Below are 20,975 nucleotides of genomic sequence, written 5' to 3' on the forward strand. Positions count from 1 at the left end.
TGCGAGACGTGGGAAATTACCAAACCGCACCGGCTTCACGCGACGACCAGTGGGATCCTCGACTCCCCGCAAGCCGGAACCATCAACGGATGAACGGGTCACGGGATCTCGACGAGCCGATTCCCCTCGAGGAGGAGCCTGCGGTCGCAGGAGTCCGCCACCCGCGTGCTGTGGGTCGCGACGACGAGCCGTGCCCCTGAATCGCCCAGGGAGGTGAAGAGATCGAGCACCTCGTTCTCGGTGTCCTCATCGAGGGCACCCGTGGGCTCGTCGGCGAGGAGGAGCTCGGGAGCCTTCACGATGGCCCGGGCAATCGCTACTCGCTGGGCCTCACCACCGGAGAGCCTGCGGACTCGCTTGTTGCCGAAGCCGGTGAGGCCGACCGCGGAGAGAGCCTTCTCGGCCTCTTCATCAGCACTTGCACCGCCGCGAAGGGCCAGCTTGACGTTCCGTACGACGTTGAGGTCGCTGATGAGGTCGTAGCGCTGCGTCACGATGCCGATGTGGTCCAGTCGATGTTTCGCCATCGCGCTCGCCGTGCGCGGGAGTAGCTGGTCTCGGTAGAAGTAGTCGCCCCGGTAGCCGATGTCGAGGCCGGCCAGGATCCTCAGAAGCGAGCTCTTCCCGCTTCCGCTTCTGCCGAGGAGCGCGATCGATCGTTCGTTCTCCGACAGGGAGAAGTCGAGGTCGTCGAAGAGGATCCGCGTCTCACCGTTGGGCTCCTTGACCGACTTCGAGATGCCGCGCAATTGGATGATGTGGTTCATGCCGTGTTCCTCGAAGCTTCGGAGATGGTCTTCTTCAGCAGCCATCGCTGCCAAACGGCGTCGCCCACGAACATCACGACTACGCCGAGTGACAGTAGGTACCCGCTGCCGGGGTCGTGGTTGGGAAGAAGCCTGATTACGAGAGCGAGGAGAGACCCCACCATCGCGTACTCGACGACTACCGTCGCGATGGCAGTTCGCTCGAGACGCCCAGGACTCCACCCGAGAGCCCACTGCGTGCGGACGCGTTGGCCGCGGCGACGATGGTTTCGGTGCGTCAGGGCCGCGACGACCACGGCCGCCCCAAGCGCGAGCACTATCTCGATCGCCACGAGCAGACCCAGGTTGTCGGTGATCAGAGATCTCACGAGGCCGAATTGGGTGATGTAGGCCGGAACCCCTATCAGGGCGAATTGGTGAAACCCCGACCGGGCGGCCGCTGCTTGCAGTGCACTCAGCACGGCGTCGCTGCTCATGTCGGTACTCGCAGCGACGTTCGCGTTGATCATCGCGAAGGCGAGAATGCCGTAGAAGTACGACTCCGACTCGGGAAAGTCAGCGATGGTCGGTGGATACGGAATCACGACGTAGTCGTCGAGAAAGAAGTTGATGGTGTTTTGGTAAAACACCGATGAGTCGGACTCGAGGAATCCGACCACCCTGAACTCAGCGATCTGAGAGTAGTAGTTGCCTTTGAGAGTGTCGCCGATCTCGTACACGTCGCGATAATCGGCGCCGAGAAGGATCGGAATCGAGTCGGCGGCGTAATCGACCTCGTCCCAGTTCGGGGCAGTGCCGGACTCCGTTTTGAGGTTGAAGAAGTAGAACGCGGTCTTATTCATCTGCACGGATTTGACGTTCACCACGTCGGTGCCGAGGCCCTCCTCGTCGTGCGGCCCTTGGGTTCCGATCTCGGTTCCGTACCCGTATTCGAACGACTCGTCACCTGTGAAGTCGGCTATCGGGAGGCTCTGATCGAATATCGACAACACCTTGAGTCGGTCGTCGGCGCGGACGTCGTCATAGAACCTCGCGATCTTCCGGATGTTCTCCGGCGATGACCGGTACTGCTCGAATTGCTCAGGATCCGCGAGCTGGTCCGATAGACCGTAGAAGTTGACGCTGGCGGAGCTTGCGAAACTTCGGTTGACCGCGTCGCGGCTCGACTGCCCGAACGAGGCGAGGTTGTAGACCGTCACGGCGAGCAAGGTGATGATCACCACTTTGGCCAGGGTCGGGAGCCACGTTCCCCGGAAGTTGTCGATCAGGCCCATGAAGGCTTCCTCCAGATGGTCCGGGCGCTCGCGAGGACGAAGCTGACGACGATCAGAGTTGCTGGCGCCAGCGTGTTCCACAGAATCGACCCAGCTGATTGAACCGGGGGTGACCGGGTCAGCGTGATCACACAGACAAGCAGCAGCGGGCCGGCCGCGCCGAGGAGGAGACGGGCAGTACTTGCGGCGAGGATCCTCACGCGTTGGTGCCCGAGCTGAAACCGGACGGCGCAGAGCCGACGGCCGTAAGACGCAGCGAGGAGGCGGGTTACGACCGACCCGACTACGGTCAACGCCCAACCGAAGCCCAGAAGAACCGGTGAGACGAAATCGATGTTCGTCCGTCGATCTGTTCCCCCGTCGTGGGTCGCGGGTGTCACGGAGTAGCCCTGCAGGATGTCGGCGACATCAGGGCCATCGACAACCATTCGAGCTTTGCCGTCCCCGTCGAACAGATCGGCACCCTTCAGAAGGACGGCGCGAGAAAGCAGGCTCTCGGCATGAAGCCCCAGGTGACCGACGACGGGGTAAGAAACACCCTGGAACACGTACGACTTGCGGCCCTTGTCGGTAGTCACCTCGACATCAGCACCCACCAGCGCGCCGCGGTCGCTGCTCGACCCGAGCTGCCGTCCTGAATGGAGAGGCAAGGGTGACGGACGCCCGAACTCCATGACGGCCCGTACCGTTCCGTCGTTCGTCAGATCGCGAAAGACCCGGGCATTCGCACCGGCTTTTTCCAGGGCATCCCGAATCGTCGAAGGCTTTTCGTCCACGTCGACGCTCTGACTGGAGTAGAGGTTGTTCCCCTCGAGAGAGAGTGCGGTCTGGATCTGGTTGTACGTTCCGAGCACCCCTCCCATGGTCGAAAAGAGACTCACGAGGAGGGCGATGGTCACGAGGCGTAGTGGACTCATTCGCTCAGACGCGTGTATTTTCACTCCAATTGTGCTTCACGGGCAAGGCACAAGGTTGGTCGCGCGCCTTTGCTGGCGCGACGAATACCGCGCTGCACGCCAATCGCAAAGCACGCATTCACCGACCGGTCCCCAGCAGATGAATATCTGCTTCCCTTTGGAATATTAATACTGGAGAGCCGGGCCTCCCGCAAGCTGGGCGGCTCACCTCCCGAGGACGTCGACGTCGCGCGTCGACACTCCACACGTGGTCCTCGGCTGCTCAGGTCGAGGCCTGTTCTGAGAGGACGTGCGAAGCCGGCTGCCGGCCGAGACCCCGACGCAAGGAGCTCCCGGTCGTGAGGGCCGTTACTGTAGCGAATCGAGCGATGCTCGCTCAGCGCAGGCGCGTGCCGGTCGCACGAAAGCAGAAAGATCTCATGGCCCAGAGCTCCCTTCGGGTAACCCGAACTCCCCTCGTCATCGTCGGTCTCAGCCTCCTCGTCGGGGGCGTCCTCGGCTTCGTCGCCAAAGCGGCCGACCAGTCCGGGGTGAACTGGCTCGCCGATGTCACGACCTACCCGGCTCTGTGGGTCGTGGTTCTCGTCGTCCTTGCTCGGTTCGTTCCCGGTCGCGTTACGGCGACCGTGTCGGCGGCCGTGCTGTTCGTTGCCATGTGCCTCTCGTACTACGCCACGTCCGAAATCGTCTACGGCTTTCCGACGCCGCGTTTCGCGATGATCTGGGGTGTTCTCGCGGTCACGGCGTGCCCCCTCTACGTCTTCATCACCTCCCGTGCTCTTCGAAGGGCCAACCCAGTCCTCGGGGCTGCTGCCCTGGCCGTCGCGATCGCCGTCACCCTCAGTGATGAGTCCGTCATTCAGGTGTGGCTCTCCCTCCGCGGTCTCCTCGAGGCCTCCCCCGCAACGCGGTTCGGGCAAGCGCTCTTCGATGTCGTGTGCACGGTGGGCGTCATCGCGATGGGACGCACACGGTGGCAGCGGATCCTCAGCCTCGCCTTCGCCATTCCCCTGTCCGTCGCGGCCGTCTTCGTGATCCAAGACATAGCGTTCGCGTCCGGCCTGATCGGATAGACACAAGTACCTTATTGACGCCCTGGGAATCCACCCAGTAATTTCTGGCAAAAGCATCGCATCGGTGGGGGCCGGCAGTTGGCGCCAAGACCATGCGAGCAGATCACATGGGGAAAACATGAAGAAACGAATCATCGCCGCGGCTGTCCTCGCTGTTGCTCTGACCGGTACGGCGATTCCGGCTTATGCCTCCGCCGACTCGAGCAAGGTGACACTCTCCGGGGGCGGCGGGACACTGACGTCCAACGCGTGGCGAACCACCGGTGACGGCACCGTCTCCGGCAACACTCGCAAGTGGGAGTACCAGGTTTCGGCCGTCTACAGCGGCTCGAAGAAGGTCACGCGAATCCGCACCTCCTGGCACGGTGGCGCTGCCATCCGCAACGGCGCGAGCTTCGACATCGGCGTCAGCACCGGCGGCATCAGCTACGGCCAGGGTTCCTCGTGGGTGCAGGTGAACACTCCGGAGAAGTACTGGGAGAACACCAACGGCGCCAAAAGCTCCGACTACCGCTCGAACATGATCGTCACGCCCGGAAAGGACTACCGCGGCGGAACGATCTCGATCGTGAACACCGCCGTCGTCAAGGTCTCCTCCGATACCCGCGTGTACCAGATCAGCGCCGGGGCGTAACAGCAACACGGATCGGGCTGCCGGTGATGCCGGCAGCCCGATCGTCACGTCCGACCACTCCCGCACCGAAGGCCCTATGCTCGTGAACCGCCCCCTCATCTCCGTCATCCTCGCCGCTGCCGCGGTAACCCTTATCACGGTCTCCGGCTGCACGAGCCAATCGTCCACCCCTGCCGCGCCGCAGTCATCCCCGCCCGCAGTCCGGCTTCCCGCGGCGACTGGTGAGCACCAGATCATCCTGTTCGACCGGTACAGCCAGCGGCTTCTTGCCTACGACACGGCGACGAAGACCGTCGTCTCCAAGAGCGATCAAGACAACTATTTCCAGTACGAGTTTCCCAACCCGTCAGAGCTGTACACCGCCGGGTCGAGCCTCACCAACGGGTTCACAATCGTCAAAGTCGACGGCGGTTCCGTCGACACGGTCGTCAGGGCCGACTCCGACCAGGGACTCTTCCCCCTGGCCCACGCGGGGACGACATCGTTGTTCACCTCCAGCCGCTATGACTCCTCAGGCGCGGAGAAGAGCCGCGTCATCGTGCGGCTCGAGGGCTCTTCGTTGGTGACATACCCGCAGACGAAGGGCCTGATCGATTCCGGGGCGATCGTCGGCTCCACCCTCTACTACACGACTCTTGACGACGACACCGAGAAATACACGCTGCTTTCCTTGCCGGTGGCCGACGCGGACGCCACGCCGACCGTGAAAGAGACCGGCCTCGCCAAGGGCGGCGTGTACAGCCATGCCGGACGGCTCTACCTTGCCGATGCCACTGGAGTCACTTCCGGCTCCGACCACTTCGACTGCAGTGACCTCTGCTACTTCTTCGACGACGAGAATCTGTTTGCCCGCGTCTACGTCGACAAGGAGTCCGACCTCCGGCTCGATGTCCTGGACGCGACCACCCACAAGATCGTCGGAAGCGAAAGCGGACTCGTCGACTTCCGGGTCGGCCCCAAAGCGATCACCGTGTACAAGAACGGCGACATCGCCACGATCGATCTGCCGTGAACGGGACCATCCACTTCACCGACGTCTCGTTCGGCTTCTCGACGCGGCCCGTACTTCGCAACACCACCTTTCGGGTGAGTCAAGGATCCAGGGCGGTACTCAGTGGCCCGAGCGGCTCGGGCAAATCGACCGTCCTCAACCTCATCGCCGGCTACCTCACCCCTTCATCCGGTGAAATCGCCGCTCCCGGCCGTGTCAGCTACGTCTTCCAAGACGACACCCTGTTCTCCAAGCTCACCTCTGTCGAGAACGTCAGCTTCGCGCTGGCGGAGAGCGGGCTGACGCAGCGACAGACCCGGTATCGTGCCGAAGCCGCATTGGGAGCCATGGGAGTCGAGCATCTCGGTTCCGAGCAGGTTGTCCTGCTGTCCGGTGGCGAGCGCCAACGCGTTCGCCTGGCGCAGAGCCTCGTGGCGGATCCTGACGTCCTCCTCCTAGACGAGCCCACCTCGGCCTTGGACCCGGCTACGGCGGCTGCTGTCATGCACGCCATCGACGCAGCCTTCACGGCGACGCTGATCGTGGTCAGCCACGACCCGCACCTGGCGGACAATTTGATCGACCCGGAGCTCTTCACGCTTTCGGGGCTGGAGGTCATCCATGCGGCATGACGCACTCGCCCACAAGGTCACCGGCAAGGCTGCCAAGTACCTGCGCATCTTCGCGGTGCTCCTCATCGGGACGGCCTCCCTCCTCGGGATTCTGCTGGCCGTGGTGCAGAGCCAGCACGCACAGGCAGGACAGGACTTCACCGAGAATGCGAACGTGCACGTCATCGCCGTGACGGCGTCGGGGGACGCCGGACAGCCCACTCCCCTGAAGTTCTCCGACATCACCAAGATCGAAAAGGTCGTCTCGGCGATCGATCCTTCCGCCCTCACGACGGGTCGGTTCGACTTGGATTTCGGAGTCCAGGACTCCACGGGACGGACGTACTTCATCACGGGACTCGGCCCGGGCGGTCAGCGCCTCATCGACCAGCCGTCGATGCCGGACGGCGACGCCTTCTCCACCTCGACGAGCGGTCGGGACCTGAAGCTGTCGGTGCCGAAGATTCGCGTCGAGGCCGGCGGGCTCTCGAGCGCATCGGCAGCTCCCGTCGACGTTCCACGAACTACACGACTCAGCCCCAATACTCCCCTTCAGGTGCTCAGTCGACTGGACGACCAGAACATCCTCGTCAACGGCAGCACGTTCGCCGAGATCACTAAGGTCGCCTACGGGGTGGACTGGGCGACCTTCCAGAAACGGTACGACGACGACAACCCCTACGGTGTGCGTGTCCTCTCGACGATCTTCGTTTATGTCGACGACCTCGGCCATGTGGATCAGAGCGCCCAGGCCATCGAGAAGGCGGGTTTCGACACCGACTACACGTTCCGATCGTTCACCGACATGTCGGCCTCGCTGAATGCCAACACGGGCATGGGCTATCTGATCGTTGCGGCGGCCACCCTCTTCTGCCTCCTTTTCGTCTTCCTCAATCTCAACTCCTGGCTGACCCTTTCCAACAGAGACATGGGCGTCATGAAAAACCTCAACCTCTCACCGCGTTTTGTCATCACGATTTACCGCACGCGGATGCGACGGCTCTTCGCCATGGCGGCCGCCATCGGCATCCCGGTCAGCGCCCTCGCGCTCCTCATCGCCCCGACCCGCTTCACACTGGTTGGCGCCCTCGTGAACGCGGGTGCCGTAGCCGTGCTGCTTCTAGTCGCGTACGTCCTCGCCTCGCGCGTGATGCTCGCCCGGCATGCGCGGAGACCTGTCCTCGACTTGATGCGGCTCCAGCGGGAGTTCGACTAATACTGAACGCCTCAGCTCTCCCGCACCACCAACCGCACCGGCTCCACGTGCCGGCCGGTGCGGGGCCGACCGTCGATCGCGTCGACGAGGGCCTGGGCGGCGGAGCGACCGAGGTCGTCGAGGTTCATGTCGACGCTGGTGAGGGGCGGGCGGGATTCGCGCACGAGGATGTCCCAGTTGTCGAAGCCGACCACCGAGACGTCGTCGGGAACGCGGCGGCCCTCCTCGCGGAGGGCGTCGATGACGCCGCGGGCGATGTGGTCGCTGCCGGCGACGATGCCATCGAGGTCGGAGTGCGCCGAAGCGAGGAGCCGCGCACAGTCGCGACCCCAGCCCTCGCCCCACTGACCGAACAATGATTTGCCGCCGACCAGTGGGATCCTTGCCTCTTCCATCGCCTGGGCGACACCCTCCGCGCGATCGCGGGCGGCGGCGTACGAGGCCTCACCGTTGACGAGGGCGATGCGGGTGCGGCCCGCCTTGAGTAGGCGCTCGGCGGCGAGACGGCCCGCCATCACGTTGTCGGGCGTGAACGACGTGTCGGTGTCGTCGTCGGACGGGGCGTAGACGTAGACGACCGGCACGTCGCCGGGAACGGTGGCCGGCGGGCGAGAGTTCGTCGTGCGACCCACGATGAGGAGGCCGTCGACGCGCCGGGTGAGCAGGGTCTGCACCAGGAGCTGCTCGCGCAGAACGTCGTCACGAGCATCGGCCAGAAGCACCGAGAGGGAGCCCGAACCGAACGCGTCTTCGGCGCCGAGCAGGATCGGCAGCACGAAGCGGTTGTCGAGGTCGCTGGTGATCATGCCGATGGTGTTGGTGCGCGTCGAGTTCAGGGCCTTGGCGAAGAAGTTCGGGGTGAAGTCGAGCGAGCTGGCCGCCTCTTCGACGCGCCTGCGTGTCTCTTCGCGCACGTGGGTCTTCTTGTTCAAGGCTTTCGACGCGGTGGCGATCGAGACACCGGCCAGGCGGGCCACGTCGGCGAGCGTCGACTTCGGGAGAGCGCCCGTGTCGCCCCGCTGCTGTTCGGCCATGTTCCGAAATTAGTTCATGAAGTCGTTGACAAGCAAACTAATCGGCTATTAGGTTCCTACCGAAACCGCTTTCGGTTTTGATTTCATCGGAGAGATCACCCTCACAGCGGGCCTCTCTTGACCCAGGCAACCTGCAGACACTCTGCATTCAGAGAGGAATCACTGTGATCTTCACCCCTCGCCGCAAGCGCGCCTTCGCCGCGCTCGTCGGCATCGCCACCGCCTCCGCCGCGCTCACCGGCTGCTCGACCGGCGGCGCCGGCGGCAACGGCGGCTCGGCCGCCTCCGGCACCTACACGTTCTGGGATCCGTACCCCCAGTTCGACGGTTCGTCGGCGTGGACCAAGCTCGTCGAGAAGTGCGGCACCGAAGCCGGCGTCACCGTCAAGCGGACCGGCTACGACACCTCCGATCTGACGAGCAAGGCCCTCCTCGCCGGCCAGCAGGGCAACTCGCCCGACCTGCTGCTCGTCGACAACCCCGTCGTCTCGACGCTCGCCGACGCCGGCCTGCTCACCGACACCGCCGAGACGAAGACGAGCACGACCGACATCGAGGCGAACATCCTCGCCGCCGGTCAGGTCGACGGCAAGACGTACGGCGTGCCCATCGGCGCCAACACCCTCGCCCTCTACTACAACAAGAAGATCCTGTCGGCAGCGGGCGTCGACCCCGCGAAGATCACCGACTGGTCGTCGCTGACCGATGCACTCGCCAAGGTCAAGGCCAAGGGAGACAAGGGCATCACCTTTGCCGGGATCGGCACCGAAGAGGGCAGCTTCCAGTTCTTGCCCTGGTACTGGGGATCGGGCGCGAACCTCGACCAGCTCGACTCGTCCGACGCCGTCTCAGCCCTGTCGCTCTGGACCGACTGGGTCAACAAGGGTTACGCCCCCAACTCGGTGATCAACAACACCCAGACCACGTCGTGGCAGGAGTTCCTCACCGGCGACTTCGCCTTCAGCGAGAACGGCACCTGGCAGCTCGCCGGCGTCAAGGCCTCGAAGATCGACTACGGCATCATCTCGATCCCGGCGAAAGACGGCGGAGCCGCTCCCGCTCCGACCGGCGGCGAGTTCCTGACGATCCCCGTGCAGAAAGACTCCGCCCGCTACGCCGTCTCGGCGAAGATCCAGTCGTGCCTCACGAGCACCGCGAACGTCGTCTCGACCGACAACACGCTCTCGTACGTCGCTCCGACGAAGGCCGCGCAAGAGAAGCAGGTCGCTGACAACCCCGACCTCGAGCCGTGGGTGACTGCGGTCGGCGACGCCAAGGGCCGCACCAGCGACAACCTCGGCACGAAGTACCCGAAGATCTCGGAGCAGATGTGGAAGGCCGTGCAGAACAGCCTCAGCGGCTCGCAGTCGGCCGAGGACGCACTGAAGCAGGCCCAAACGGCTGCGGCTGCAGCCACCAAGTAGCACCAGCGGCCCGGCGCACGGCCAGACCGACACCGGGCCAGCAGCACCCCGAACACCAGCGGCCTCGAAGGAGCACGCACCATGAGCAACACCATCATCGAACGCCCCGAGGCCGCTCCGCCGGCCGGGAGCCCGGCCGTGGACGCCGGGCCCCCGGTCCGCCCCTCGCTGAAGAGGCGCTTCCGCGCCGACCAGCTCACCGCGTGGGCGTTCATCCTGCCCGTCGTGGCGTACCTGGTGATCTTCTACGCCTACCCGCTGATCAAGAACGTCGACCTGGCGGTGCGCGACTACACGGTGCGGTCGTTCATCGACGGCACAGCGCCCTTCGTCGGGTTGGCCAATTTCGTAGCCGTGTTCCAGGATCCTACGTTCGGCCCGGCCCTTCGCAACACGCTCCTCTTCACCGGGGTGTCGATCGCCTTCCAGTTCTCGATCGGGATGGCGCTGGCGGTGTTCTTCTTCCAGAACTTCCGTCTCTCGTCGACCCTTCGAGCGCTGTTCCTGGTGCCGTGGCTGCTGCCCCTGATCGTCTCGGCCTCGACCTGGTCGTGGATGATGAACAGCGACTCGGGCGTGATCAACTCGGTCATCACGTCGTTCGGCGGCACCGGCATCAACTGGCTCACGTCGCCGCAGTGGGCGCTGATCGCGGTCATCATCGCGAACATCTGGATCGGAATCCCGTTCAACCTCGTCATTCTCTACTCTGGGCTGCAGAACATCTCGACCGACATCTACGAGGCCGCCTCGCTCGACGGGGCGAACGCCTGGCAGAAGTTCTGGCGCATCACGTTCCCGCTGCTGAAGCCGGTCTCGGCGATCACGATCCTGCTCGGCCTCGTCTACACGCTGAAGGTCTTCGACATCATCTGGATCATGACCAAGGGCGGCCCCGGCAACGCGTCGACCACCTTCGCCATCTGGTCGTACCAGCTCGGATTCGGCTCGACGCTGCCGAACTTCAGCCCGGCCGCGGCCGTCGGCAACCTCCTCATCGTCATCGCCCTGATCTTCGGGTTCTTGTACCTGCGCGTGCAGAGAAAGCAGGCTCAGTAATGTCCGCCACCCTTACCCGGCCCGCCGGCGCCCGCCCGGCCCCCGGGGCGTCGACCGCTTCGGCACCCAAGCGCAACCGCGGCCCGCGCACAATGTGGAAGACCGCCCTCGGCGTGCTCTTCACCGCGATCATGCTGTTTCCCGTCTACTGGATGGTCAACGTCTCGCTGACCCCTGCCTCCGAGATGCGCAGCACCCCGCCATCGTGGTTCCCCTTCCACGCGACCTTCGACGGCTACACCCAGGTGATCCAGCAGCAGCTGCCCTACCTCGGCACCAGCCTGCTGGTCGGCCTCGGCACCGTCGTGCTGACGGTCGCCGTCTCGGCACCGGCCGCGTTCGCGCTGGCCAAGCTCCGCCCCCGGGGCGGTGGCGCCCTGTCATTCATCCTGATCGTCGCGCAGATGATCCCGCAGGTGATCATCGCGATGGGCTTCTACGCGATCTATCTCAACCTCGGCATCTTGAATCAGGCCGGCGGGCTCATCATCGCCGACTCGACCCTCGCCGTGCCGTTCGGCGTGCTGATTTTCACCGCGTTCATGTCGGGCATCCCCGACGAGCTGATGTCGGCGGCGAAGCTCGACGGCGCCAGCACCTGGCGCACGTTCACCTCGGTGGTGCTGCCGGTCAGCCGCAATTCGGTCGTCACGGTCAGCCTCTTCGCGTTCCTCTGGGCCTGGTCGGACTTCGTCTTCTCGTCGACCCTCAACTCGGGCGGCACGTCGCAGACGATCACGCTCGGCATCTACCGCTACATCGGCAACAACAACCAGGACTGGAACGCGATCATGGCCACCGCCGTCGTCGCCTCCATCCCCGCGACGATTCTCCTCGTCGTCGCCCAACGCTATGTCGCCGCCGGTGTCACCGCCGGCGCCGTGAAGGACTGACCCATGACCCAGCTCGTCGACACCCCGACCCCCTCCGACCCACAGACGCACTCCGCCTTCCGAGGCGGCCCCGTCGCCCCAACCACCTCGAAGCTCACCCCGCTCGACTCCACCGAGATCCGGCTGACCGAGGGCTACTGGCGCTCGTGGCAGCAGAAGAACTCCGACGTCGTCCTCGCCCACTGCGAGGCGTGGATGGAGCGCATCGGCTGGATCGGCAACTTCGACCGGGCGGCCAGCGGAGACACCGGCTGGGAGCACTCCGGCATCGAGTTCGTCGACTCCGAGATCTACAAGCTGCTCGAAGCGATGGCGTGGGATCTCGGCCACGGCGAGAACCCCGACCTGCAGCAACGCTACGACTCCCTCGTCGACCGGGTCGCCTCCGCGCAGGAGGCCGACGGCTACCTGCACACCAGCTTCGGCCGCCCCGGCCAGCCCGCCCGCTACTCGAACCTCGAGTGGGGCCACGAGCTGTACTGCTTCGGGCACCTGATCCAGGCGGCCGTCGCGCGAATCCGAACCGCAGGATCCGGCCGTCTCGTCGATGTCGCCATCCGCCTGGCGGACCACCTCTATGCCACCTTCGGCCCGTCCGGACGCGAGGCCGTGTGCGGACACCCCGAGATCGAACCCGCCCTCGCCGAGCTCGGCCGCGCGACCGGCGACGCCCGCTACCTCGAGCTCGCGGCGCTGTTCGTCGAGCGTCGCGGCCGCGGTCTGCTCAAGCCGATCGAGTACGGCCAGGAGTACTTCCAGGACGACCAGCCGGTGCGCGAAGCCGAGACCCTCCGCGGTCACGCCGTGCGCGCCCTCTACCTCGCCTCCGGAGCGCTCGACGTCGCGGTCGAGCTGGGCGACCAGGCCCTCGCCGCAGCCGTCGAGCGGCAGTGGAGCCACACCGTCGCGACTCGCACCTACATCACCGGCGGAATGGGATCGCACCACCAGGACGAGGCCTTCGGCGCCGACTTCGAGCTGCCGCCCGACCGCGCCTACTCCGAGACCTGCGCGGGCATCGGCTCGAACATGCTGTCGTGGCGGCTGCTGCTGCAGCACGGCGACACCAAGTACGCCGATCTACTCGAGCGAACGCTGCTGAACAACGTCATGGCCTCACCGCGCGAAGACGGTCGGGCGTTCTTCTACACGAACACCCTGCACCAGCGCGTTCCGGGCACCGTGCCCGACGAAGACGAGCTGAACGCCCGGGCCCTGTCGAGCCTCCGCGCACCCTGGTTCGAGGTCTCGTGCTGCCCGACGAACGTCGCCCGCACTCTCGCCAGCGTCGAGCTCTACTTCGCGACCAAGACCCACGACGGTGTGCAGCTGCACCAGTACGGCAGCTACGACATCGACACGACGCTCGAGTCGGGCACCCCGGTCTCGTTCTCGGTCGTCAGCGGCTACCCCGCCGAGGGTCGCATCGTGGTCACCGCGCGCGAGCAGACGACCAGCGAGGTCACGCTGACCCTCAGGATCCCCGCCTGGGCCGGCCACGCCGACGTCACCGTCAATCACGACGCTCCCGAGCGGGTCGACGGCGAGACGGTCAGCGTCACGCGCCGGTTCGCCCCCGGCGACACCGTCGTTCTCGACCTGCCGATGGAGGCGCGCTGGGTCACACCCGACCCGCGGATCGACGCCGTCCGCGGCACCGTCGCCGTCGAGCGCGGGCCGCTCGTGCTCTGCCTCGAGGAGCAGGCGTCCGAGCGCACGGTCAACGACGTGCGGGTCGACACCTCGGCACCGCTGCTGACGACCGACACCGGGGCCGGCGTGACGCTGGTGACGCCTGCCGCGCCCGGAACGGCGGGAGCGGAGGGCACGGACGGCCTCGGACGCGCGGGGTGGCCGTACGGCGAAGCCCCTGCCGACGAGGGTCGGGGGGCGTCGGAGGGGATCCTTCGCCCCTATGCCACCTGGGCGAACGAGGGCCCGTCGACCATGCGGGTGTGGTTGCCGACCGCCTGATCGCCTCGGACGAAAGAAAGCGCACCGACCGGTGCGCGACGACAACGCAAAGGAGCGTCATGAGAAAAACACGAATTGCCATCGGGCTGGGGACGGCGGCCGCGCTGAGCGCCGCCCTGATCATCCCGGCACTTCCGGCCAACGCAGCCGGCAACACACTCGTCGTCAACGCGGCGAGCGCCCTTCGGCCGGTCACCCACGTGGCCTCGGGCGGGCTCTACGGTGTGGCGACAGCGACGACGCCCGACGCGTCACTGCTCGTTCCCCTCCATCTGAACCAGATGACCCAGCCCGCTCCCGGCGTCCAACAGCTCGGAAACGGCGCGACCGAGCCGACCGGCGACGCGCTCAAGGTCGCGAACACCCTGACCTCCGTCGGCGCCCAGCAGAGCATACGCATGCCCGACATCTACCCGAACTTCCCCTACAAATGGGTCAGCTGGTCCGACTGGCTGCAGAAGGTCGACACCATGGTCGACGCGCGCCTCGCCGCGAAGTCGACCACGGGCATCAACGGGTGGGAGATCTGGAACGAGCCCGACGGCACCTGGGACACCGCCAAGGCAGGGCCCTATAACGACGGCTGGACCCGCACGTACCGGGAGATCCGTTCCAAGGACACGGTGACTCCGATCATCGGACCCGGAACATCGATCTACAACCACGACTTCATGGTCTCGTTCCTGACCCAGGCGAAGAGAGACGGAACACTGCCCGACGTCGTCGTCTGGCACGAGCTGTCACAGGGATGGGCTGGCATCGGCGACCACATCGCCGACTACCGTGCCATCGAACGGTCTCTCGGCATCAGCCCCCGACCGATCTCCATCAACGAATACGCCTGGACAGACCAGGTCGACGTGCCGAGCGCCGCTCTGCACTACATCTCGCAGTTCGAGAGGTACGGCGTCCGCGACGCCGAGCGGGCGTACTGGTACGAATCCGGCACGATGAACGGCCTCCTGTACAACGGCGCCCCGACCGCGAGCTACTGGATGTACAAGTGGTACGGCGCCATGACGGGGAACATGGTTCCCGTCACTGCGTCCGGCGACTTCGACGGTATCGCCTCGCTCGACAGCACACGGAAGATCGCCACCGTCGTCGCGGGCGGAACATACGGCGACAACAGCGTTCGCATCGACGGCCTCAGCGGCTTCGGGTCGTCCGTTCGCGTCAGCCTCGCCGCATCCGGAATCACCGGCCGCCAGACGAATGCTGCCGCGCCGACGCCGACGACGTCCACGCTCCCGGTCGTGAACGGCTCCGTCACGGTGCCGATCACCAACCAGGACTCGCGGGCGTCGTACCAGATCGTCGTGACCCCGACCAGCGGACCGACCACCGCGTACCAGCAGACGTACGAGGCGGAGAACGCCACCGTCGTGAACGCCAGCCGTCTCAGCGCCGCGAGCGCCAGCAACGGTGGCTACGTCGGCCGCATCGACGGCTCCGCCGACATGCGCAGCGACAGCTTCGTCGACTTCCTCGTCGACGTGCCGACCGCCGGCAACTACACGCTCGGCATCCGCTACGCGAACGGCGGCACGGCCACCGCGACCCAGGGGCTCGCCTACAACGGCGGCGCGTTCACGAACGTGTCGTATCCGACGACCGGCAGCTGGGGAACGTTCGCTAACTCGGTGACGACCCCGGTGACGCTCAAGGCCGGATCGAACGTCATCCGCCTCGCGAAGGGCAGCCCGAACTACGCGGGCGGCACCGGATTCGCGGAGCTCGACTCGATCACGGTCACACCCCGGTAGGGCGGGGCGACGTCTCGCCCCGGGAGGGCGGGGCTGCTCTGCCCCGGTGAGGCAGGGCTGCGAAGAAGCGGAGTCGGCGCGTGTGGCGCCGGCTCCGCTTTTCGCGTGCGCCCCGGATACGCGTCGGGTGATCCCGTCAGCCCCGGGGCGTCGGCGTCAGGCGCCGATCGCATCCAAGCGCGCGACGACATCGGCCGACAGCTCGAGCCCGGCGCCGGCCACGTTCTCGCGGAGGTGCGCACGCGACGAGGTACCCGGAATCAGCAGCAGGTTAGGCGACCGCTGAAGGAGCCAGGCGAGGGCCACGGACATCGGGGTGGTGTCGAGTTCGGCCGCGACGGATCCTAGAGTTTCCGACTGGAGCGGAGTGAAGCCGCCCAGCGGGAAGTACGGCACATACGACACGCCCTGCGCCGCGAGCGAGTCGATCAGCGCGTCGTCTCGGCGGTTGGCGATGTTGTACAAGTTCTGCACGGTCACGATGGGCGCGATGGACTGGGCCTCGGCGATCTGCTCGGCGTTGACGGTGCTGAGCCCGAGGTGCTTGATGAGCCCCTCTTTCTGCAGGGCGACGAGCGCCTCGAACTCGGTCGCGATCGAGCCTGGCTCGGGGGCGTCGAACCCGCCCACACGGAGGTTCACCACGTCGAGCGCCTCCACGCCGAGACGGCCGAGGTTGTCGTGCACCTGCTTCGTCAGCGACTCGGGAGTGGTCGACGGGATCCAGTTGCCCTCGTCATCGCGCTGCGAACCGACCTTCGTGACGATGCGGAGGTCGCTCGCATAAGGCTGCAGCGCCTCCTTGATCAGCTCGTTCGTGACGAAGGGGCCGTAGAAGTCGGCGGTGTCGATGTGCGTGATGCCGAGCTCGACGACCTCGCGCAGCACGGCGAGCGCCTCATTGCGATCGGCGGGAGGGCCGAAGACGTGGGGGCCGGCGAGTTGCATGGCGCCGTATCCGACGCGGGTGAGCTGGAGGTCGGGCGCGGCCGAGAAGACGCCGCCGGGGAGAGTCGTGTTGGTCATGCATCCATCGTGCGCCCGGTGGAGCGTGGGCGGCAGTGCCCCGGCGTTCCTGGGTCTGGCAGGGCCAGGCACGATCGGGGCGCGCGGGGTTAGCGTTGCCCCATGAGCGAGTCGACGGAGCTGGGCGAGTTCCTCCGCGCACGCCGCGAACTCGTGCAGCCGAGCGACGTGGGCCTGCGGGTCGGGGGCCTCCGCCGCGTCACCGGACTTCGCCGCGAAGAGGTCGCGATGCTCGCCGGGATCAGCGCCGACTACTACCTCCGCCTCGAGCAGGGCCGCGACCGCAACCCCTCAGTGCAGGTGCTGACCGCGCTCGCCGGGGTCTTCCAGCTCGACGACGAGGCGACCGAGCATCTGGTCCGGCTCGGTCAGCCGGCTTCCGGTCGCACCGCGAAGCCCAGGATCCGACGCGAAGTCGCCCCCGAATCCATCCGCCAGCTGCTCGGAGTGCTCGGCCTGCCGGCCTTCGTCGAGAGCCGCGCCCTCGACGTGCTCGCCACGAACGACCTAGCGACCGCCCTCAACCCCAGCCTCGCCGTCGGCCGCAACCGCCTGCGCGATGTGTTTCTCGACCGCGATGAGCGCGCGCTCTACCCCGATTGGTCGCGCCTCCTCCCCGGCATCGTCGCGAACTTCCGGGCGGCGATCGGCACCGACACCGACGACCCGCGCGTCGTGCAGCTCGTCGGTGAGCTGTCGCTCGCCAGCGACGAGTTCCGCCGACTGTGGGCCCGACACGATGTGCGTGCGGGCCAGGGCGGCACCACGCAGTACCGCCACCCACAGGTCGGCGACCTGACGCTGCGTCGCGAGAAGCTCGGGATCCGCGGGACCGACGGGCAACTCCTGGTCATCCTGCATGCGGCCGACGACGCCGACTCGGCCGGACTGCTGCGGCTGCTCGGGACGCTGAGCGTGGGGGTCGCGGCGGCGCCTGAGGTGGACGCCTTGGAGGCTGACGCCGACCGGCCGGGCCGGGTCGGCGGCTGACGGCTGCCGTTGCCATTGCCGTTGCCAATGCCGTTGCCGTCGCCGTCGCCGTCGCCGTCGGGAATTCAGGCCATAGGCAACAGGTCCCCTGTGCCAAGCCCCCGCGGCGCCGAGTCTCGCGTCTCTGGCCTGAATTGCCGAACGCTGCCGCGCCGCCCGAGCCCGCCCGCTCTGCGGCCCGGCCACCGGCTCTCGCGGGTGCGGCAATTCGGGCCACAAGCAGCCCGGCCTCGTAAAACCAGCGGCGCTCAGCCCAGCCGCACGTCTCAAGCCTGAATTGCCGAACGCGACCGCGCCGCCCGAGCCCCGCCCCACCCGCGGCCGGCCCGACCCGCGCCCCGGCCACCGGCTCACGCGGGTGCGGCAATTCAGGCCATAAGCAGCCCGGCCTCGTAAAACCTGCGGCGCTCAGCCCAGCCGCACGTCACAAGCCTGAATTGCCGAACGCGGCCGCGCCGCCCGACCCGAGCGCCGCCCGACCCGCGGCCCGGCCAACCCGCCGCCCGGCCACCCGCCCACCCGCGGCCGGCCCAACCCGCCGCCCGGCCACCGGCTCACGCGGGTGCGGCAATTCAGGCCATAAGCGGCACAGCCCGGCGAAACCTGCAGCGCCCCGGCCAGGCTGACGCCTATGGCCTGAATTGTCGTCGCGGGCACCCTGGCCAACGCCGCGTGATGTGACAGGCACTCACCCGACGTCGACGACGACCCGACCGGCCGTGATCGCGACCGAGAGGGGCTGCACGCCGACCGGGCTCGTCAGTGTGACCGTCGAGGTGAGCATCTCGGCGCGTGGCAGGCAGGTCGAGACACCGCGCGACGAGTCGTAGGCGGCGACGAGGCACAGGTGATCGGCGTCGATGCCCTGGCCGATCCAGACGCGCCAGCGGAGAACGGCCGATCCCGCGCGCGGCTGACCGTCGAAGAGGAGGCGGTAGGAGTCGCCCGGGTAGGCCGAGCCCGAGCCCGACTGGTACCCCAGCGGCAGGTCGGACGGCTGCTGCGGGCGGGCGAGCGCGCGACCGAGGTCGGAGTCGGCTTCGGCGCGGCTCAGCACGGTGGCGGTCGCAGCGGCGGCGCTGTGCTGAGCGAGCTGGAGGCCGGCGGCGACTCCGCCTGCGACGAGCAGCACAGCGATGCCTGCGACGAGGGCGATCCGCCGACGCGAGGCCCGAGGGCGCGGCACTAGCCCTACAGGGCGAGACGCCACCGAAGCAGAGGAGGAAGGGGAAGGCGGGGAAGAAGGAGCGGAAGGCGGCGAAGAGGGGAGCGAAGCCGCCGCATCCCACGCCTGCAGCCGCGCTAGCGCCAGGCGTGCCTGCTCGGGCGAGGCGTCCGGTGAGTAGGCGGCACGCTCGAGCTCGGCCCGATGCTCCTCCGCCGAACCGCCGGAGACCACGCCGCCCACCTCAGACCAGGAGCCAGACGAACTGCTGTGGACCGAGCACCAGCGGCTGCCGCAGGTCGAACGTCTCGCCCGACATCGCGTCGACGGCCGAAGCGGGCATCCCCGACAGGGTCAGCGCCGAGACGGTCGCAGCGTCGTCCCCGAAGTTCGCGAGAACGAGCACAGTCGCAGCCCGAGCAGCAGCACCGGCACCAGCAGCAGCACCGGCACCGCTAACCTCACCCCCGGGCCGCACGAACCCCAGCACCCGCGGGTCGTGCGTCTCGAACGGCACGAGCGCCCCGCCGGCCATCGCGGGCAGCTCCGCCCTCACCGCGAGGAGCCGCCGCACCCCGGCGTAGAGGCGGCCGGAAGCGCTCGCGAGATCGTGCCGTTCGGCGTACCGTGCCCCGGGGTAGGGAGGTCGGCCCGACCATCGGCTGTCAGCGGCTTTTCCGGGATCCTCGAGGTAGCTCGAATCGTTCGTCTGCCCGACCTCGTCACCGAGGTACAGCAGCGGGATTCCGCCGGTCGACAGCACGATCGACTGCGCCAGAAGGATCCGCCGGATCGCCCCCTCGGGGTCGACCTCGATGCCGGCCAGTGACGCCGTCGCCCCCGACACCCGGCTGTCGCCGGTCTTCGGGTTGGTCTGAAACGGGGTGCCCTGCGCGAAGCTGCCCTCGAACCGTCCGACGTAGAAGCGATTCAAGAACTGCCGGTGCGCGTCGGGGTCGATGCCAAGCTGGCGTGCGTCTTCGTCGGCGAAGGTCCAGCCGATGTCGTCGTGGCTGCGGAGGTAGTTGACCCACGCGGTGCCCGGAGGCAGGGCGTGCCGGTGGGCGAGCGCCTGGGCGAGGAGGCCGATGTCGCGGGTGGCGAGGGTGCTCCAGAGCAGCGCCATCTGCAGGGGGTTGTAGCTGAGCTGGCACTCGTCGGGGCTGATGTAGTCGACGACGTCGTCGGGGTGGACGATCGCCTCCGAGAGGAACAGAACGCCGGGGGCGACCATCCGCACCACCGCGTTGAACGCCTGCAGCAGCAGGTGCGCCTCGGGGAGGTTCTCGCTCGAGGTGCCGAGTCGCTTCCAGATGAAGGCCACCGCGTCCATGCGCAGGATCTCGACGCCGAGATTCGCGAGAAAGAGCATCTCGCGCGCCATGGCCCGGAAGACGCGGGGGTTCGAGTAGTTGAGGTCGAGCTGGAACGAGTGGAACGTCGCCCACGCCCACCGATCGCCCTGCACCGGTACGAAACTGCCCGGGTGGTTGTCGGGGAAGATCTCGCGCGTGGTCCGCTCGAACGCGTCGGGCATCTCGCGGTCGGGGTAGATCCAGTAGTAGTCCTCGTACTCGGGGTCGCCCTCGAGCGCCCGTTGTGCCCACTCGTGCTCGTCGGAGGTGTGATTGAAGACGAAGTCGAGCGCCAGCGAGATGCCTGCTTCGCGCAGCTTGGTCGCCAGGTCGCGGAGCTGCTCGATCGAGCCGAGCGCGGGCTTCGTGGCCCGGTAGCTCGACACGGCATACCCGCCGTCGGAGTTCGGCTCGGGCGCGTCGTACACCGGCATCAGGTGCAGCACAGTCAGCCCGAGCTCCTCGAAGTACGGGATGCGCTCGATGAGATCGGCGAAGGTTCCGGCGTACAGGTCGACGTAGCAGACGCCGGCCAGGATCCTGGTCGATTCGAACCAGCGCGGGTCACGCTGGCGCTGCTCGTCGAGCTCCTTCAGCTCGTCGGGCCGCGAGTACCAGGCCTCGCGCACGTCGCCCAGCAGCCCGTCGAGGGTCTCCTGGAGCCGCGGGTCGCCTCCGTAGAGACGCCCGAGCAGCTCGCGGAGCCGGAGCTTCTCGACCTCGACCCGCTCTGTGAACCCCTGTCGCCGGGTGGCGGCCACGTCGTTGTGGATCGTCATCGGAAGCCCAGGATCCGCGCCCGGCCG

At 66.9% G+C, this 20,975-nt stretch carries 17 protein-coding genes and 1 pseudogene; 11 read left to right on the forward strand and 7 right to left on the reverse strand.

The features are described 5' to 3' along the window. Window positions 1-242: 242 nt before the first annotated feature. The 3 genes and pseudogenes from ASF54_RS09560 to ASF54_RS09570 form a co-directional block, all read right to left on the reverse strand. Window positions 243-812: pseudogene (locus ASF54_RS09560) on the reverse strand (ABC transporter ATP-binding protein); the annotation flags it as partial. Continuing rightward, complete coding sequence (locus tag ASF54_RS09565; RefSeq protein WP_055961343.1) at window positions 764-2,041, reverse strand: hypothetical protein; 1,278 nt, start codon at window positions 2,039-2,041, stop codon at window positions 764-766. The pseudogene ASF54_RS09560 and the gene ASF54_RS09565, both read right to left, overlap by 49 nt. Further along, window positions 2,032-2,940: a hypothetical protein gene (locus tag ASF54_RS09570; RefSeq protein WP_055961345.1), complete on the reverse strand. Its 909-nt coding sequence runs from the start codon at window positions 2,938-2,940 to the stop codon at window positions 2,032-2,034. The genes ASF54_RS09565 and ASF54_RS09570 overlap by 10 nt, the downstream gene beginning before the upstream one ends. A gap of 437 nt (window positions 2,941-3,377) precedes the next feature. Between ASF54_RS09570 and ASF54_RS09575 the strand changes: the two genes are divergently transcribed. The 5 genes from ASF54_RS09575 (at window position 3,378) to ASF54_RS09595 (ending at window position 7,483) form a co-directional block, all read left to right on the forward strand. Then, window positions 3,378-4,031 (forward strand): DUF6518 family protein, encoded by a 654-nt coding sequence (locus tag ASF54_RS09575; RefSeq protein ID WP_157510100.1) that lies wholly within the window; start codon window positions 3,378-3,380, stop codon window positions 4,029-4,031. Between the two features lie 118 nt (window positions 4,032-4,149). Then, entirely contained in the window at window positions 4,150-4,665 is a 516-nt protein-coding gene (locus ASF54_RS09580) for a hypothetical protein (protein WP_055961351.1), read from the forward strand. Between the two features lie 82 nt (window positions 4,666-4,747). Further along, window positions 4,748-5,677, forward strand: a complete 930-nt coding sequence (locus tag ASF54_RS16670) for a hypothetical protein (RefSeq protein WP_235480995.1) — start codon at window positions 4,748-4,750, stop codon at window positions 5,675-5,677. After that, window positions 5,674-6,288, forward strand: a complete 615-nt coding sequence (locus ASF54_RS09590) for an ABC transporter ATP-binding protein (RefSeq protein ID WP_055961356.1) — start codon at window positions 5,674-5,676, stop codon at window positions 6,286-6,288. The genes ASF54_RS16670 and ASF54_RS09590 overlap by 4 nt, the downstream gene beginning before the upstream one ends. Further along, the gene (locus ASF54_RS09595; RefSeq protein ID WP_055961359.1) at window positions 6,278-7,483 is read left to right on the forward strand and encodes a hypothetical protein; all 1,206 of its coding nucleotides are present in this window, start codon (window positions 6,278-6,280) and stop codon (window positions 7,481-7,483) included. Before ASF54_RS09590 ends, ASF54_RS09595 begins: the two co-directional genes overlap by 11 nt. 11 nt (window positions 7,484-7,494) lie before the next feature. Here ASF54_RS09595 and ASF54_RS09600 read toward each other — a convergent pair whose 3' ends face one another. After that, complete coding sequence (locus tag ASF54_RS09600) at window positions 7,495-8,517, reverse strand: LacI family DNA-binding transcriptional regulator (RefSeq protein ID WP_055961362.1); 1,023 nt, start codon at window positions 8,515-8,517, stop codon at window positions 7,495-7,497. Window positions 8,518-8,681: 164 nt separating this feature from the next. Here ASF54_RS09600 and ASF54_RS09605 point away from each other — a divergent pair, with 164 nt between their 5' ends. The 5 genes from ASF54_RS09605 to ASF54_RS09625 all read left to right on the forward strand — a co-directional run bounded on the left by ASF54_RS09605 (window position 8,682) and on the right by ASF54_RS09625 (window position 15,633). Next, window positions 8,682-9,941 (forward strand): sugar ABC transporter substrate-binding protein, encoded by a 1,260-nt coding sequence (locus ASF54_RS09605; RefSeq protein ID WP_235480996.1) that lies wholly within the window; start codon window positions 8,682-8,684, stop codon window positions 9,939-9,941. Between the two features lie 81 nt (window positions 9,942-10,022). Next, the gene (locus tag ASF54_RS09610; RefSeq protein WP_084816075.1) at window positions 10,023-11,000 is read left to right on the forward strand and encodes a carbohydrate ABC transporter permease; all 978 of its coding nucleotides are present in this window, start codon (window positions 10,023-10,025) and stop codon (window positions 10,998-11,000) included. Further along, entirely contained in the window at window positions 11,000-11,893 is an 894-nt protein-coding gene (locus ASF54_RS09615; protein WP_200919587.1) for a carbohydrate ABC transporter permease, read from the forward strand. The genes ASF54_RS09610 and ASF54_RS09615 overlap by 1 nt, the downstream gene beginning before the upstream one ends. 3 nt (window positions 11,894-11,896) lie before the next feature. Beyond that, entirely contained in the window at window positions 11,897-13,867 is a 1,971-nt protein-coding gene (locus ASF54_RS09620; RefSeq protein ID WP_055961365.1) for a glycoside hydrolase family 127 protein, read from the forward strand. 59 nt (window positions 13,868-13,926) lie between these two features. Next, a complete protein-coding gene (locus tag ASF54_RS09625) occupies window positions 13,927-15,633 on the forward strand; it encodes a CBM35 domain-containing protein (protein WP_055962402.1) in 1,707 nt (568 codons plus the stop codon). A 156-nt stretch (window positions 15,634-15,789) separates the two neighbouring features. On the opposite strand, the gene ASF54_RS09630 is transcribed toward ASF54_RS09625, so the two are convergent. Next, window positions 15,790-16,659: an oxidoreductase gene (locus ASF54_RS09630; RefSeq protein ID WP_055961369.1), complete on the reverse strand. Its 870-nt coding sequence runs from the start codon at window positions 16,657-16,659 to the stop codon at window positions 15,790-15,792. 102 nt (window positions 16,660-16,761) lie between these two features. Between ASF54_RS09630 and ASF54_RS09635 the strand changes: the two genes are divergently transcribed. Beyond that, window positions 16,762-17,649 carry a helix-turn-helix domain-containing protein gene (locus tag ASF54_RS09635; protein WP_055961373.1) on the forward strand — a complete coding sequence of 296 codons (888 nt, stop codon included), beginning with the start codon at window positions 16,762-16,764 and terminating at the stop codon, window positions 17,647-17,649. Between the two features lie 688 nt (window positions 17,650-18,337). Here the strand turns inward: ASF54_RS09635 and ASF54_RS09640 are convergent. Together ASF54_RS09640 and ASF54_RS09645 are read right to left on the reverse strand one after the other, a co-directional pair. Further along, entirely contained in the window at window positions 18,338-18,781 is a 444-nt protein-coding gene (locus ASF54_RS09640) for a hypothetical protein (protein ID WP_055961376.1), read from the reverse strand. Window positions 18,782-19,058: 277 nt separating this feature from the next. Further along, the gene (locus ASF54_RS09645) at window positions 19,059-20,948 is read right to left on the reverse strand and encodes an amylosucrase (protein ID WP_055961377.1); all 1,890 of its coding nucleotides are present in this window, start codon (window positions 20,946-20,948) and stop codon (window positions 19,059-19,061) included. Window positions 20,949-20,975: the final 27 nt, after the last annotated feature.

The organism is Frondihabitans sp. Leaf304, assembly GCF_001423105.1.
GTDB lineage: Bacteria > Actinomycetota > Actinomycetes > Actinomycetales > Microbacteriaceae > Frondihabitans.